The organism is Pedobacter sp. UBA5917 (genome assembly GCF_002432345.1).
Taxonomy (GTDB): Bacteria; Bacteroidota; Bacteroidia; order Sphingobacteriales; family Sphingobacteriaceae; genus Pedobacter.
The window spans coordinates 34,019-49,332 of sequence record NZ_DJDT01000372.1 but is presented as its reverse complement, the minus strand read 5'-3'; the positions used below and the strand labels follow the sequence as shown (position 1 = coordinate 49,332).

The 15,314-nt window shown below is 38.8% G+C and carries 17 protein-coding genes; 9 read left to right on the top strand and 8 right to left on the bottom strand.

The window, feature by feature from the left end:
* The first annotated feature begins 116 nt into the window (after positions 1–116).
* Positions 117–491 carry a hypothetical protein gene (locus tag B2V92_RS26035; RefSeq protein WP_293313708.1) on the top strand — a complete coding sequence of 125 codons (375 nt, stop codon included), beginning with the start codon at positions 117–119 and terminating at the stop codon, positions 489–491.
* 47 nt (positions 492–538) lie between these two features.
* Here B2V92_RS26035 and B2V92_RS26030 read toward each other — a convergent pair whose 3' ends face one another.
* Positions 539–793 (bottom strand): hypothetical protein, encoded by a 255-nt coding sequence (locus B2V92_RS26030; protein ID WP_293313705.1) that lies wholly within the window; start codon positions 791–793, stop codon positions 539–541.
* Between the two features lie 95 nt (positions 794–888).
* On the opposite strand from B2V92_RS26030, the gene B2V92_RS26025 reads away from it, so the two are divergent.
* Together B2V92_RS26025 and B2V92_RS26020 are read left to right on the top strand one after the other, a co-directional pair.
* On the top strand, positions 889–1,239 hold the full coding sequence (locus B2V92_RS26025) for a hypothetical protein (protein WP_293313702.1): 351 nt from the start codon (positions 889–891) through the stop codon (positions 1,237–1,239).
* 193 nt (positions 1,240–1,432) lie between these two features.
* Positions 1,433–2,815 carry an MBL fold metallo-hydrolase RNA specificity domain-containing protein gene (locus B2V92_RS26020; protein ID WP_293313699.1) on the top strand — a complete coding sequence of 461 codons (1,383 nt, stop codon included), beginning with the start codon at positions 1,433–1,435 and terminating at the stop codon, positions 2,813–2,815.
* A 265-nt stretch (positions 2,816–3,080) separates the two neighbouring features.
* Here B2V92_RS26020 and B2V92_RS26015 read toward each other — a convergent pair whose 3' ends face one another.
* From B2V92_RS26015 to proB, 3 genes are all read right to left on the bottom strand, one after another.
* Positions 3,081–4,328 carry a glutamate-5-semialdehyde dehydrogenase gene (locus B2V92_RS26015; RefSeq protein ID WP_293313696.1) on the bottom strand — a complete coding sequence of 416 codons (1,248 nt, stop codon included), beginning with the start codon at positions 4,326–4,328 and terminating at the stop codon, positions 3,081–3,083.
* Between the two features lie 103 nt (positions 4,329–4,431).
* Complete coding sequence (locus B2V92_RS26010) at positions 4,432–4,920, bottom strand: hypothetical protein (RefSeq protein ID WP_293313693.1); 489 nt, start codon at positions 4,918–4,920, stop codon at positions 4,432–4,434.
* A gap of 54 nt (positions 4,921–4,974) precedes the next feature.
* On the bottom strand, positions 4,975–6,054 hold the full coding sequence (gene proB / locus B2V92_RS26005; RefSeq protein WP_293313690.1) for a glutamate 5-kinase: 1,080 nt from the start codon (positions 6,052–6,054) through the stop codon (positions 4,975–4,977).
* 551 nt (positions 6,055–6,605) lie between these two features.
* On the opposite strand from proB, the gene B2V92_RS26000 reads away from it, so the two are divergent.
* The 6 genes from B2V92_RS26000 to B2V92_RS25975 all read left to right on the top strand — a co-directional run bounded on the left by B2V92_RS26000 (position 6,606) and on the right by B2V92_RS25975 (position 12,469).
* Positions 6,606–8,756, top strand: coding sequence for a S9 family peptidase (locus B2V92_RS26000; protein ID WP_293313687.1), 2,151 nt, complete (start codon positions 6,606–6,608; stop codon positions 8,754–8,756).
* Between the two features lie 123 nt (positions 8,757–8,879).
* Positions 8,880–9,332 carry a hypothetical protein gene (locus B2V92_RS25995; RefSeq protein WP_293313684.1) on the top strand — a complete coding sequence of 151 codons (453 nt, stop codon included), beginning with the start codon at positions 8,880–8,882 and terminating at the stop codon, positions 9,330–9,332.
* A 26-nt stretch (positions 9,333–9,358) separates the two neighbouring features.
* Positions 9,359–10,591: a M16 family metallopeptidase gene (locus tag B2V92_RS25990; protein WP_293313681.1), complete on the top strand. Its 1,233-nt coding sequence runs from the start codon at positions 9,359–9,361 to the stop codon at positions 10,589–10,591.
* Between the two features lie 143 nt (positions 10,592–10,734).
* On the top strand, positions 10,735–11,295 hold the full coding sequence (gene def, locus B2V92_RS25985; RefSeq protein ID WP_293313679.1) for a peptide deformylase: 561 nt from the start codon (positions 10,735–10,737) through the stop codon (positions 11,293–11,295).
* Positions 11,296–11,298: 3 nt separating this feature from the next.
* The gene (locus B2V92_RS25980; protein ID WP_293313676.1) at positions 11,299–11,805 is read left to right on the top strand and encodes a hypothetical protein; all 507 of its coding nucleotides are present in this window, start codon (positions 11,299–11,301) and stop codon (positions 11,803–11,805) included.
* A gap of 172 nt (positions 11,806–11,977) precedes the next feature.
* Entirely contained in the window at positions 11,978–12,469 is a 492-nt protein-coding gene (locus B2V92_RS25975; protein ID WP_293313673.1) for a hypothetical protein, read from the top strand.
* A 94-nt stretch (positions 12,470–12,563) separates the two neighbouring features.
* Here the strand turns inward: B2V92_RS25975 and B2V92_RS25970 are convergent, their stop codons facing one another.
* From B2V92_RS25970 to B2V92_RS25955, 4 genes are all read right to left on the bottom strand, one after another.
* The gene (locus tag B2V92_RS25970; RefSeq protein ID WP_293313670.1) at positions 12,564–13,103 is read right to left on the bottom strand and encodes a hypothetical protein; all 540 of its coding nucleotides are present in this window, start codon (positions 13,101–13,103) and stop codon (positions 12,564–12,566) included.
* Positions 13,104–13,211: 108 nt separating this feature from the next.
* Positions 13,212–13,847 (bottom strand): hypothetical protein, encoded by a 636-nt coding sequence (locus tag B2V92_RS25965; protein WP_293313667.1) that lies wholly within the window; start codon positions 13,845–13,847, stop codon positions 13,212–13,214.
* Between the two features lie 53 nt (positions 13,848–13,900).
* Positions 13,901–14,146 carry a NifU family protein gene (locus B2V92_RS25960; RefSeq protein ID WP_039474126.1) on the bottom strand — a complete coding sequence of 82 codons (246 nt, stop codon included), beginning with the start codon at positions 14,144–14,146 and terminating at the stop codon, positions 13,901–13,903.
* A gap of 35 nt (positions 14,147–14,181) precedes the next feature.
* The gene (locus tag B2V92_RS25955) at positions 14,182–15,258 is read right to left on the bottom strand and encodes an Mrp/NBP35 family ATP-binding protein (protein WP_293313657.1); all 1,077 of its coding nucleotides are present in this window, start codon (positions 15,256–15,258) and stop codon (positions 14,182–14,184) included.
* Positions 15,259–15,314 lie beyond the last annotated feature (56 nt).

Sequence of the window (15,314 nt, the reverse complement as noted above, 5' to 3'; positions counted from 1 at the left end):
TCAAATTTTCGTTTCAAATCTACCTTATTTAGTACGGCGACAACCCTCTTTGGCATAGTCATTGTCATAGCGCTGTTACATTTATTACCTATTTAAAACTAAAAAAAGTGAAAGAGATGAAAAAGACAGTCCAAATTTTAAGCATGCTTTTAATAGCATTAACCGTAATGGTATCGTGTAAAAAAGATACAGATCCTGCCGACCGCGATTTCTTTGTGGGCACCTATAAAGGAACGGTTTCTTACCGTAATGGCGAAACTACCATTAACAGTAGCGACGGCAAAGTAACAGTGAGCAAAGTTGGCGAAACGTATAATTTTTATTTCGGTAACAACATTCCTGATATTACAGGCGTAAAGTTTGAAAAAACCGGAGACAATAGTTATGTGAGTGTGGGTTCTGGCCTAACAGGCATCAGTATTGATGCCAGCAACCTTAAAATCCTGGTTGTAAAAGATGGACAAACCTGGACGGCAAATTGTACAAGGTAGGCCATTATAACGTAAGAGGCCCGATTTTTACTGATCGGGCCTTTTTACTATAATTCCTCTTCTTCCTCATCATCCTCTTCGGGCACATATTTTTCAATGGCCTGCCCAATGGCATTTACTTCTTCATCCTCCTCAAAAATAGGAAGTTCTGTTTTATAATCCATTTTTAACCAAATAGATGAAGTATCTTTCTGGATCTGGATGTATTCCCTTCCATCTTTAAAAATGGTATATGAATCATTTCCCTCCGGAAAAACTGAATAATTTATCGGGCCGATTTCGATGTCGAAAGGTTCTTGCATAACTGATATTTTCTTACAAAGATAAAAATCTTTTTGTTGGGCATGATTAGTCTATAAATAAGACTTTTCTATCTTTATCCTACAATTTTAACATCATGAGTTTTTCTAATGAAGATAACAAAGTTGCCAGAAAGTTATTCGAGGTAGCTTTACAACGGGAACTAAAAAAGGAAATGCAGTTATTTTCCGAAATTTTGGATCAGTGGAAAGCCCAAAAGCCTGAAGATAACCGAGACGATTATTATAGGATCTATACTGCGGTGAAAGATTTTGATAAGCACATTAGCAGAAGGTATGATGGACTTAAAAATTCGTGGTTTTTTGATACTGTAATTGCTATGCTTATGGATAAAACCATCACAACTCTTGATTTGGAAGATTTTTCGGAAGAGGCAAAAAGTGAAATATCGAGAAGCTTAAAAATCAGGGAATCCGATCAACTATAAATAGCTTAATGCAAAAGAAATAATGCAGAGGTTTTACTTTGACAAAGAATTGCTTCAGCTCTGTCTCTCTCCGTGAACCTTCTCTGTGAACTCCGTGGTTATAAATCATAATTAAAAAATTACGCCTGATTGTTTAAAAATCCCTTCAATTATATTACTTTACGGCTAAAGAATTTACGCGATAGATAAGAAGATGAAGTTAACGTTTTGGGGCGCAGCGCAACAGGTAACCGGGAGTATGCATTTACTCGAGATTGGACATTATAAAATACTGATAGATTGCGGATTAGATTATGAAAAGGAAACCTACCAGGAAGAAAACCAACAGTTCCCATTCGATCCGGCAAGTATTAGCCTTGTAATTTTAACGCACGCACACATCGATCATTCTGGTAATCTGCCAACACTGGTACGCCTGGGTTTTGATGGCCAGGTGCTGTGCACACCACCAACTGCCGATTTAACATCGATATTATTGTTCGATTCCGTTGAATTATTTTTGAGGAAAGCCGGACGGAAACCCCGCACCAAACGCGGCAATTTCAGCGGACCAAAACCTTTATACCTGCACAAACATGTGATGGATACGATCGATCGTTTTGTAACCATCGCTTTTAATAAGCCTTTCAAAATTAATGGCGATATCAGCTTAACATTTGTGCCTGTTGGCCATTTATTAGGTGCTGCAGCAGCTATTTTAACCATAAATGATAACGGCGTAGAGAAAAAAATAGCTTTTACAGGTGATATCGGCAGGGAAAATTATCCTGTTCTGGTAAATCCAGAACCATTACCCGAAGTAGATTATGTGGTAAGCGAAGCAACTTATGGCGGCAGGATGCATACCAAGGATCAAACACTGGAAGAACGCCTGATACAGGAAATTACCGAAGCCTGTATCAAAAGCCCTGGGCGATTAATTATTCCGGCATTTAGTATCGGCCGTACACAATCGCTCGTATTTGCCTTAAATCAGATCTTTACCAAGAAATTATTGCCGCCCGTCCAGATTTTTGTCGATAGTCCGATGGCTATTCAGGCAACCGAGGTTTACCGCAAGCACCATAACCTGGTGAACCAGGAAGCGAAAGATTTTTACCAGACCATGGGCGATGAATTCGAATTTGAGCACTTGGCCTATGTTCAAACCATGAAAGAAAGTAAAGATGTTTCCAATTATTTCGATCCCTGTATTATTATCTCATCTGCAGGCATGTTAGAGGGGGGAAGGATCCAGGATCACTTATATTATAACATTCAGAATTATTACTGCACCATTCTTTTTATCGGCTATTGTGCAAAAGGAACATTGGGTTATAAACTGTTAAGCGGTGCACCAATTGTGCGGATTAAAGACCGCGAAATGATGGTTTATGCCACCATCCGCCAAACTGATTTATTAAGTGGCCACGGCGACCATAACGATCTGATAAAAACCATTAAACAAACCGGACAGCCGAAAAAGGTTTTCCTGGTACACGGTGAAGATAAAAGCCTGCAAAGTTTATCACTGGCACTACAGGAAGACGGTTTTAATGTTGAAATACCCGAAAGGGGACAGGCTTTTGAGATTTAGTTGATGGCCTTCCATAAATAAAATCGTCATCTCGACCGAGATGCAGTGGAGCGCCTGCCCGCACAGGCGGGGAGAGATCTAAATCAAAATACGCTCGAGATAGATTTCTCGGCTGCGTTACACTCCGCTCGAAATGACGGGAATTATGGGGGGTGCGATTTTACATTCTACAGCCCTTGACCATTAAGAAGTTAAGAACATTAAGGTTTTATTAGTCATTGAAAATTGATTATTCATTCCATCATCCATTTTACATCAACCATCATTACCCCCTAATCTGTCCATCACCCCTTACTACCCACTTGTAGCTCGTTAATTCTTCTAAACCCATAGGGCCACGGGCATGAAGTTTCTGCGTACTAATGCCAATTTCTGCTCCAAGGCCAAACTGTGCACCATCGGTAAAACCGGTAGAGGCATTGGCATACACCGCAGCAGCATCTACTTCGTTTAAAAATTGGGTAATATTTTCGGCATCTTCCGAAATAATGGCTTCGCTATGTTTTGAGCTATAATCGGCAATATGGTTAAGGGCAGCAGCTAAATCTTCAACCACTTTAACCGCTAATTTTAGCGATAAAAACTCAGTGCCAAAATGTTCGGGAGCAGCCTGGTTCAACAGGTTTTCCGGATAGGAAGATTTTAATGCGGTGTAGCTTTTTTCATCTGCATATAGCTCCACATTTCCATCAGCCAAAGGAGATAAAAGTGCCGCTAGATCATTTAGCCTCTTTTCGTTAACCAGCACACAATCTAAAGAGTTACAAACACTCACCCTTCTGGTTTTGGCGTTAAAAATAATGGCTTTACCTTTCTCTAAATCTCCCGATTCGTCGAAATAAGTGTGTACAATACCCGCTCCGGTTTCGATTACCGGTATTTTACTGTTTTCGCGTACGTAGTTGATCAACGATTGGCTTCCCCTCGGGATCAGTACATCAACAAAACCTTTTGCATTTAATAAAGCTTCGGTTGCAGGCCTTTCTGCAGGTAATAAGGTTAAAACATCGCGGTTGATTTGATGATTATCCAACACTTCGTGTATCACTTTAGCAATAGCGAGATTAGAAAATTCGGCATCACTACCACCTTTTAATACGGCAACATTTCCGGTTTTAAAACAAAGTGAAAATACATCGGCAGTAACATTGGGGCGGGCCTCATAAATCACTCCCACAACACCCAAAGGCACACTAACTTTTTGGATATGCAATTGATTATCCAATATTTTATCAGAAAGAATTTTACCCAATGGGCTGTTTAAATCCGCAACATTTTTTAGATCGCTGGCAATATCCGCAATACGTGCTGCGCTTAGCTTTAGTCTGTCGTATTTGGGGTCTTCGATTGGCATTTTAGCTAAATCTTTAGCGTTTTCTGTAAGAATTTGATCTGTATTAGCCACTAAAGCCACAGCCAGCTCCCTTAAAACAGCGTCTGTTGTTTCTTTGCCAAGGCTAATCAAAGTGCGACTGGCTTGCTTTGCTTTTTCGAAATATTGTTTGTAATCCATTGTTTTTCTTTATTACCACAGAGGTCACGGAGTTTTTCACAGAGAAAAAAGAACGTATGATTGATCAGAAATCTTAATAAAAAATTCTGTCTTTATTTTTCTGTTATTCATTATCTCCAGCTCGCTTTTCTTTAGTTTCCTCAATTTTGTTCATCCAAAAAGCAAACACTTTTTTATCCTTTAGAAAGTTGCTTGTGTAGAGTTGTTTTATTCTATTTTCAATTGAATCAAGCAAATCCATTGAATCAATTTCATTCTCATCAAAAAAAGAATACAGCATTTGATCCAAGATTTGACTTGCTAATGTATCCCCTGATAAATTAAAAATATATCCAATAAAAAAATTGTCTTCGACTACGTTATAATCTCCATCACCTTTATCTAAGGCTTGAACCAAAACATCTAATTGCTTGTCATTCCAGTTGGAAAGGTCAAGTTTTAAGTCTCCCCAATCTTTTGTAGTAAAAGTTTTTAATATTTTATGAGCTTCAAAAAAATAATAAAAATCTACTTCTCGACTTGCTTGTGAAAAAGCTGTCAACTCAGAAACAGTCTTGAATAAGATACTAATATTTATCTTCTCTAAGCCCATGTTTTACATTTTGATTTAGCTTCCCCTTTAGTCTTTCTGCTTTAATCTTTCAGCTTATATAGCCGAGTAAAAATAATCATAGTGTACCAAAGCTTTCTGTTTTTTCTGGCCAATACGTTCCCTGGCTTTATCCGATCCGTATTCTGCTATTCCCAGCCCGATAAGGTTATTTTTTTCGTCAATAATTTTAATAATATCGCCTTTTAAAAAGTCAGTCTGGATTTCGATAATCCCTACAGGCAACAAACTGGTTGCTTTACCCGAGGTTAATACCGTTTTAGCGCCATCATTCAGCTTCACCACTCCGGTTGCAGCTGTTTCTGAATGGGCGATCCATTTTTTCTTGCCTGATTTACTTTTTTCAGGGACAAAACGGGTATGTACCAATTCATTATTTAACAAAGAAATCAGCACATCATCTTTTGTTCCGTTGGCGATATGCACAGAAATACCCAGTTTAGCCACCTTTTGTGCCATGGTTGATTTGGTAATCATGCCACCGCGGCCAAATTGCGATTTACCCGTTTGGATAAACGATGCAAGGCTAGCAACCGAACCATTAATTTCTTCGATCACTTCCGAGCCTTCAATTTTAGGGTCACCATTGTAAATACCATTCACATTCGATAAAATAACCAGTGCATCAGCATTCAACATCGAAGCAATTAATCCGGCCAGTTCATCGTTATCCGTAAACATCAGCTCGGTTACCGAAACCACATCATTTTCGTTCACCACCGGGATAACCTCATTCTGAAGTAAAATCTGCAGGCAGTTTTTCATGTTTAAATAATGAGCCCTATCGCGGAAATCTTCTTTGGTAACCAAAACCTGGGCGCACTGTATTTTATGTTCTGCAAAAAAATTGGAATAGGTATTAATCAGTTTTACCTGACCAATTGCCGCCAAAAGCTGTCGGGTAGTTACCGCATCCTGTTTTTCGGATACTTTGATCAAACTTCTTCCCGATGCCACCGCACCCGAAGAAACCAAAATTACCTCAAGCCCTTGTTTCTTAATGTCGGCGAGTTGATTTACAAGGTGTTTAATCCTTGCTTCATCAGGCAAACCATTCGCTTGCGTAATTACATTCGAACCAACTTTAACAACTATTTTTTTATACCCTAATTTCATTATAATCTTTCAACCTGTTTGGATGTGGCAATTTAACATCAATTTTTCTAAATCGGAGGAATATCTATGGGCATAATGGATTTTTATGAAAATGGCAACGGTTGGCGTATGGCGCTAAGCGTTGGGCGTTGATTAACTCACTTTAATAGGTCCGAAGACAGATGACCGAGGTCGGAGGTTTTGAGCGAGCAAGACAATTAACCAGTTTTCAGTGGGCGATCTACAGTTAACAATTTAGCTATTTAACAATTAAACAATCAAGCTTACAATTAACCAAATATTGACCATTAAGAAGTTAAGAAAATTAAGGCTTTTATATCAGACAACACTGTCATCAACCATGAGCCATCAAACCATTCAAACAATCTTACCCTAAAGTTACCCCCCTGAGCGTAGTCGAAGGGTAAACAATTAACCAGTTAACAATTTAGCCATTCAGCAATCAAACCATCCAACAATGAAACAATCTGACTAAGCACCAATGAACAAATGACCAATGAACTATTGAACTAAATTAATTAAATTGCAATTGAACCTAAATTCAAACCGCTATGAAACGTATCTTACCCGGCCTTATTTTGCTTAGTGCAATTACGGCCTGTAACCACCCTCAAAAAAAAGAAATGAAAGCAATAAAGTGGCCTGATGCAAAGGCACCCGTAGCAGAAATCATTCCGCATCAACGGGTTATACATGGCGATACCGTGGTAGATAATTACTATTGGATGATCGATTATTTTAAAAGAGGTCCTGATAGTACCAAGGTTGTGAATTACCTGAAAGCCGAAAATGCTTATCTGGATACGATGATGAAAAGTACCGATAAGTTTCAGGCCGACCTATTTAAGGAAATGAAAGGCCGGATCAAAGAAAAAGACGAGTCTGTTCCGGTTTTTAAAAACGGTTATTATTACTACTCGCGTACCGAAGACGGACAGCAATATTTTAAATACTGCCGCAAAAAAGGAAGTTTATCGGCTCCCGAAGAAATTTTATTGGATGTAGATCAACTTGCAAAAGGCCATGCCTACTATAGCGCAACTGGTTTCAGTATCAGTCCTGATAATAAATTGCTCGCCTATGGTGTAGATATCGTTTCGCGCCGTCAGTATACCATTCAGATTAAAAACTTAGAAACAGGCGAGATTTTAAAAGATGCCATAACCAATACCCAGGGTGCAGTGGCCTGGGCCAACGATAATAAAACTTTCTTTTATACCTCAAAAAATCCGGTTACGTTATTAAGCGAAAAAATAAAGAAACATATACTTGGTGCCGATGCCAAAAGTGATGCTGTGGTTTACGATGAAAAAGACAATACCAATTATATCGGCGTGGGTAAATCTAAAAACGGCCGGTATATTTTTATCGCTTCGCAGGGGACACTTACTTCAGAATATAAAATAATCGATGCCGATCATCCCGAAAGTCCGTTTAAAGTTTTTGCGGCCCGCACCAAAGATGTATTATACGATGTAATGCCTGTTGATGGCCGATTCCTGATCCTCACCAACTGGAACGCAAAAAATTTCCGCCTGATGCAGTGCCCATTGGATAAAACCGAAAAAGAAAACTGGAAAGAGGTGGTTCCGCACCGTACCGATGTTTTATTGGAAAGTGTAGAAGAATTTAAAGATTATACCGTTTTATCAGAACGTAAAAATGGCTTAACAGAACTTCGCGTATTGAAAAAAGACGGCAGCGATTATTACATTAAATTTGATGAACCCGTTTATGATGCCGGAGTTGGTTCCAATCCCGAATACAATAGTACAACGTTGCGTTATGCCTACACCTCATTAACTACGCCTAACTCTACATACGATTACGATCTGGTAAAAAAAGACCAGAAACTGATGAAGCAACAGGAGGTTGTAGGCGGTTACAATCCAAAAGATTATGTAACCGAACGTGTTTTTGCAACCGCCAAAGATGGGACTAAAGTGCCAATCGCCCTGGTGTACAAAAAAGGTTTTGAAAAGAACGGCGAATCACCACTGTTACTTTATGGTTACGGTTCTTATGGTTCAAATTCTGATGTTTACTTCTCTTCTCCACGTTTAAGTTTACTGGATAGGGGCTTTGTATTTGCCATTGCCAATATCCGTGGCGGACAGGAAATGGGGCGCCAGTGGTATGAGGACGGAAAACTGATGAAAAAGAAAAATACCTTCACCGATTTTATTGCGGCAGGGGAATATTTAATTGATCAGAAATATACTTCAAAAGGTCATTTATATGCGCATGGTGGCAGCGCCGGAGGTTTATTAATGGGCGCAATAGTTAACATTGCCCCCGATTTATGGAACGGTGTTATTGCTGATGTTCCTTTCGTGGATGTTATCAATACCATGCTGGACGAAAGCATCCCGTTAACTACCAACGAATTTGATGAGTGGGGAAATCCGAAACAAAAAGCCGCCTACGATTATATGAAAAGTTACTCGCCTTACGAAAACGTAGAGAAAAAAGCTTATCCGAATATGTTGGTTACAACAGGACTTCACGATAGCCAGGTGCAATATTTTGAGCCGGCCAAATGGGTAGCCAAATTAAGGGCAACTAAAACCGACAAAAATGTACTTTTGCTTAAAACCAATATGGAATTTGGCCATGGTGGTGCGTCTGGTCGTTTCGACTACTTAAAGGACGTATCGTTACGCTGGGCCTTTTTATTCTCGTTGGAGGGGATAGAGAATTAAACACATTAAACCCGTCATCTCGACTGAAGCGCAGCGTAATGGAGAGATCTGTCTCGAGATAGATCTCTCCGCCATGCTACGGTCGAGATGACGGGTTTTTATTAAAAAACCTTAAACTATATCATGAACACTAAATTAAAAACACTCCAAATGATCCACCTTGCTTTATGCGCGGGTGTATTCCTTTTTGCACTGATCACCATTTTCCTTAACCGCGAAACCATGGTGTTTGATGCCAACCCGCAAACTACTTCTCCTTACAATCCTTTATTTCCGATTTTTGGCCTCATCACTCTTACCGGAAGTATTTTCTTTTTCAGAAATTTAATAGCAAAAATCGATAAAACTACCACTGCCGATACAAAAATCAATATGTATCAAAGTGCATTTATCATCAGTTCAGCTTTTTTAGAGGCCGGTGCACTTTTTAATATTATTGGCTCTTTCCTTTCACACAATTCATTCTTTTTGATTTTTGCGCTGGCCAACTTTGTTTTCCTGGCCTTAAAACGTCCGACAAAAGATAAATTGATTTCCACTTTACAATTGCAATACCCCGATACAGAGGCTTTGTAAGCAATTAGCCTTATCTTTGCCCCTCAATGGAATACAATGTTCACACCCTGCCAAATGGCATACGCTTATTGCATGTGCCTTCGGCCTCTGCCATATCCCACGCCTGCATTATCATCAATACCGGATCTCGCGATGAACCTGAAAATAAAGCGGGTTTAGCGCATTTTATTGAGCATTTAATTTTTAAGCGGACCGAAAAACGCAGTACCAACCAGATTTTAAACCGTTTGGAAAGTGTTGGGGCCGATTTAAATGCCTATACCACTAAAGAATATACCTGTGTACATGCTTCTTTTTTAAATCCTTATCTGGATCGTACACTTGATCTTTTCAACGATATTATTTTCCATTCTACCTTCCCGGAGGAGGAAATGGATAAGGAAAAAAGCGTGATTTTGGATGAGATTTCTTCTTACCTCGATCAGCCCGAAGAAGCCATCAACGATGATTTTGAAGATATGCTTTTCGCTGGTCATGCCCTGGGAAACAATATTCTGGGTACAACAGATTCTGTTCAGAATTTTACCCGCGAGGATGTGATCAATTTTATAAAGGCCAATTACCGTACCAACGAAATTGTAGTAGCTGTTTTGGGAAATTATACCTTAAATAGCGTTGTAAACAAAGGAAGCAAACACTTCGCCGGCGTTGAAGCGAATAATCCGATCAAAGAAAGAATTAAACCAGGTATTCTTCCACAAAGTAATACCACCATATATAAACCGATTATGCAGGCACACTGCATTTTGGGAACACAGGCTTATTCTACCCATCAACAGCAAAAAGTGCCGTTAATGTTGTTGAACAATTATTTTGGCGGCAATGGCATGAGTTCGGTTTTAAACCTGCAGATCAGGGAGAAATATGGCATTGCCTATACCATCGAATCCAACTTTTCGCCCTTAAGCGATACGGGTATTTTTTCCATTTATTTTGGAACAGATAAGGAAAAACAGACCAAGGCACTTTCTCTGATCTTTAAGGAAATCAAAAAACTTAAAGAAAAACCGTTAAACGAACTGCAGCTGCAAAAGGCAAAAAACAAATTTATCGGGCAGATTGCACTAGGGGAGGAAAATAGGATCGGTTTAATCATTTCGATGGCAAAAAGCCTGATAGACCATGATAAAATAGATTCGTTGGAAACAGTTTTTGAGAAAATTAACGCTGTTACAACAGCACAAATGGCCGATGTAGTGCGGGAAGTTTTAGACATTGATCAACTGAATATCTTTACTTTCTGCCCAATAGAGGAATAATTGTTATTTTTGTAAGTCAATCTTTCAATTTGTCTTCCTGAGCCTGTCGATGGACATAACAATGGGTCTTCGACAGGCTCAGACTGACAGCATTTTATAATAATTAATGAGTTCAGATCCAGATCTGGAAAAAATACAATACAATGAAATTACCAATAGTAGCTTACGGAGATCCTGTTTTAAAAAAGGTGGGAGCCGATATCGATAAAGATTATCCGGAATTAAAACAATTGATCAGCGATATGTTCGACACCATGTATTACGCCAATGGTGTGGGTCTTGCTGCGCCACAGATCGGTTTGCCGATCCGTTTATTTATTGTTGATACAGGTGAAGACGAAGACGGCAAACCGGGTTATAAAAAAGTATTTATCAACGCCGAAATTTTGGAAGAAACCGGCGAAGCATGGAGCTTTAACGAAGGCTGTTTAAGTATTCCTGATATCCGCGAAAATATTATGCGTAAGCCAAACATCAAGATTACCTATTTCGACGAAAACTGGATAGAACATACCGATGATGTTGACGGAATGCCTGCACGGGTAATCCAGCACGAATACGACCATATCGAAGGTAAATTATTTACCGATAAAGTAAGCGTGCTCCGCAAAACGATGCTAAAAAGCAAGCTAGATGCGATTTCGAAAGGAAATATCAAAACAGATTATAAAATGAAGTTTCCGAACAAGAGCAAGAAAAGGTAATCCATGAAAGGTTGTTGGCAGTTATTAAGCAAAGGTTGTTTCGTTATCTTTACGATAACAAACTTAATTAGCTGCCAACAGACAAATCCTTCAAAACCCCACTACAGCTATGATAATGGCCCTGAAATCGATACTTCGTACATTGCCATAATCACCTTCGAAAAAAAATCTGCTTTTAGAAGACCAGCGCAGTTAACTTCAACTGATCTAAAAGAAATAGATAAAATCTTATTAAAATTTGCAGAGGATTATAATAAGCATATTCTAAGCTTTATTCCTCCTAAGGGCGACAAAAGAAACTTTCTTATAAATATTAAAGATTACAAACGGCAGTATACCCCTACAACCAATAGCAAGGGAGAAAAAGAGGTATTAATTTATTGTATGTGTCGAACTTTTGGTCCAAACTGGAAAAAAGAGCCGGTGGTTGTTTTAGACGGCGGCAAATGTTACTTTAAATTAAATGTTAATCTTACAACAAAGGATTTCGAAAGTACTGTTAACGGATAGACTTAACCAAATAAATAAAGTTCTTCAACCCTTTTTATAGACATACAACCCCTAATCAACTTTCTCATACAATCCCATCACCCTAAGCGGTCGTCATTTGTATCAGCATCATATTAATCATAGATTTATCCATTAAATCGCAAAGGCTCTCAACAGACTCTATTTCCATCTTATGCTTAAATATGCTACTTATATACTAACTTTTTTAATCCTGACAGGATGTTATAGAAAATCGGAAAATAAAAATCCTGACAAGAAATCATTACCGCAAGACACTTCCAGCATAGCTGTTTTAACCTATCAAAACACGAATAAAAAGACCAAATTCCCGAAAAACATCAAGTTAAGCAAGAGCGATTTTTTAATAATCGAACAACAATTATCAAAATGTATCGCGCAACATAACCGCGAAATGAAAAATCGTTTTAAAACGGATTCAAAATTTTTCTTTATTAATATATCAGATTATAAACGTCAATATATCGCTTCAATTGATGCCCAGGGAAATAGAAAAGTATGGGTAAATTGTTTTTGTAGAACCGGAAGGCTTGACTGGAAAACACAGGAAATATCAGTATCAGATGGTGGTAAGTGCTTTTTTAACCTCATGATTGATTTAGATAAAAAAACTTATTACCAATTAATCGTTAATGGAAACGCTTAATGCCCAACGAAAATAAATCTATCCTGATAGATCAATGTAATGCCTGCACTTTGGTTCGTGTCTCCACGAACCACAATCATAACGACAATACTATTTATCTCCCCCTCCAGTCTTTCCCTTTAAAGACAGGTTGAGCTTCAACCTTAAAAACAGCATTTAGCGCTTTCCTGCACTCTTCGCAATCAGATTTGAAGCCCAAAGAAGTTATTAAGTAGCAAAACCCAAGCATGCCCAATGGAACTAATGCAGCCAATGCAAAATTCGGATTCAGTGCTGTTATTGCCCCAAAAAGAATCCCTAAAAAAGCAAATGCGGCAATGGAGCACCAAACGGTTAAAAAAACTTTCACAAAAGGCATTAAACTTAATTCAATATCTATTTTACAACCATTACCTTCTGCAAATATTTCGCCCGAAATCTCTGCCTGAAAAGAGTTCCTGTAAGATAAATTCCTCTGGATAGTGAATTTAGATCGATAGATATAACCTTTAAACTGTTCAGCTTCGGAACTTTTAGGGGAAAATACCGAGAAAAATTTTTGATTTATAGCTATAGCTTTTGATAGATTATCATAAGCTTCTTTAGCCGAAATATCAGAATGTAATACGAATGACTGAGAAGGAAAAAAGTTCATTTATCATATGATAAGGATCCTGAAATAAATCCGATAGCTATCGGATCAGGATGACGACTGAAAGCGGTTAGCACCCAAGACTAAGGACTCTGGACTTATGACTACAGACTAATTACTCCGGCTCTTATCCCCGTCAAATATCTGCTGCATCAGCTTACCCCAGGCAAAAGGATTAAGCAAAGGATTGGTTTGAACCATGTTCTTATTGATCATCCTGTCGAAATTATAGCGGTAATTCTGACTGCCGATCTCCTGTCCATCACGTGGCAACGTTTGGATCAACCCATCGATTGAAGAACGCGAAAGGTTCTTTTTGGCGATGGCCATATCATCATCCGCCAGTTTCATCGATAAAAACTCGCGGGTAAATTCTTCTGTTGTAGCCCAAGGGAAAACACGCACCGAAGGTAAATCGATCACATTTGCTTTCAATTTAACCATAATGGTGTATTTGCTATCCGGCGTACTCTGCGGTATTACGGTAGAAAACTTTTTGTAACCAATGGCGGTAAATAAAATCGTATCGCCAGGGTTAACAATAAAGGTAAAGTATCCCCTGTAATCGGCACCAACCCTTTTACTCTTCGCCGAAAGATTGGTGATGGTTACGTAAGGTATTACATTTGAACTATCGATATCGGTAATAATCCCTGAAAACTGGATCAGTTTATCCTGCGCCGGCTTTTGTTGCGCAAAAGCGGTTACGGAAAAAATTAGACAAATCAGGGCAATACAATATCTCATTAAGACAAAAGTAATTTTTAAAATAAAACTTTCTAGTTAAATAGTGTTAAAGCTTACTCTTGCTCTGCCATATTTACGGCAACTACCGAAGTGATCTGTGGAACAGCTTTCATAATTGCCTGTTCAATACCTGATTTCATCGTCATGAAACTCATCGGACAAGAACCGCAATTACCCAGAAGTTTAAGTTTTACCGTTCCTTCAGCTGTAATTTCTTCAACAGAAACATCACCTCCGTCGGCCTTTAAATATGGCCTGATGGTTTCCAATGCCTGTTCTACTTGTTCTGTTAAATTCATTATATATTTTTTAAGGTTATAAAAATAGTAATTTTTTAGCAATTCACCATTTGTGCATTGTTGATGGATATCTGCTGTGCAATCTTACTTGCAATATCGCCAAATATGCCATCCAGCAAAGGATTTTGGTTCAAAGCCACTGGTTTTCCATTATCCCCAGCCTCCGAAATGCTCTGTATAATCGGAATTTCGCCCAAAAACGGCACATCAAATCGCTGTGCAAGCTCGGTACCACCGCCTTTTCCAAAAATGTAATATTTATTTTCCGGCAATTCTGCTGGTGTAAAATACGACATGTTTTCAATAACACCTAAAATCGGGATATTAATTCCCGGCATCCTGAACATTGCCAGCCCCTTATGTGTATCGGCCAAAGCAACCTGTTGTGGCGTGGTAACCACAACTGCCCCCGAAATCGGGAAACTTTGCGTAATGGTAATGTGGATATCGCCCGTTCCCGGAGGAAGATCAACGATCAGATAATCCAGTTCCCCCCAGTTGGTATCGTTAAAAAGCTGTTTTACCGCATTTGATGCCATTGGCCCACGCCAGGGAACCGGCTGACCCGGATCGGCAAAAAAGCCCAGCGATAACAGTTTGATCCCGTATTTTTCGATCGGTAAAATTTTGGTTTTACCATCGGCTGTTTCTTCAGCACCAGGTTTTGCATCAACCAGATCGAACATGGTAGGCACCGATGGGCCATAAATATCAGCATCAATAAGCCCAACTTTAGCACCATCTTTAGCCAATACAACAGCTAAATTGCTCGATACGGTTGATTTGCCCACACCACCTTTTCCCGATGAAACCAAAATGATGTTTTTGATGTTATCTAGTGAAGATGAATTGGTTGGCTGGGTAACCCTTGATGTTACATTGATTACTACTTCTGCCGTTGGCGATACAAAATGTTTGATCGCATTTGTACAGGCGTTTTTCAGCATCTCCTTCATTGGGCATGCCGGTGTAGTAAGTTCTAATGTAAAATTGACCTGGTTATCTGCTATCTGTAAATCCTTAATCATGTTTAAGGTTACCAGATCTTTTTTAAGATCAGGATCTTCTACATTTTTAAGTGCATCTAAAACTTGTTGCGGGCTAATCTGCATTGTATTAATTTAAATTCAAAATTAACAAAACATAGCCATAAATACTTTTATTTAGG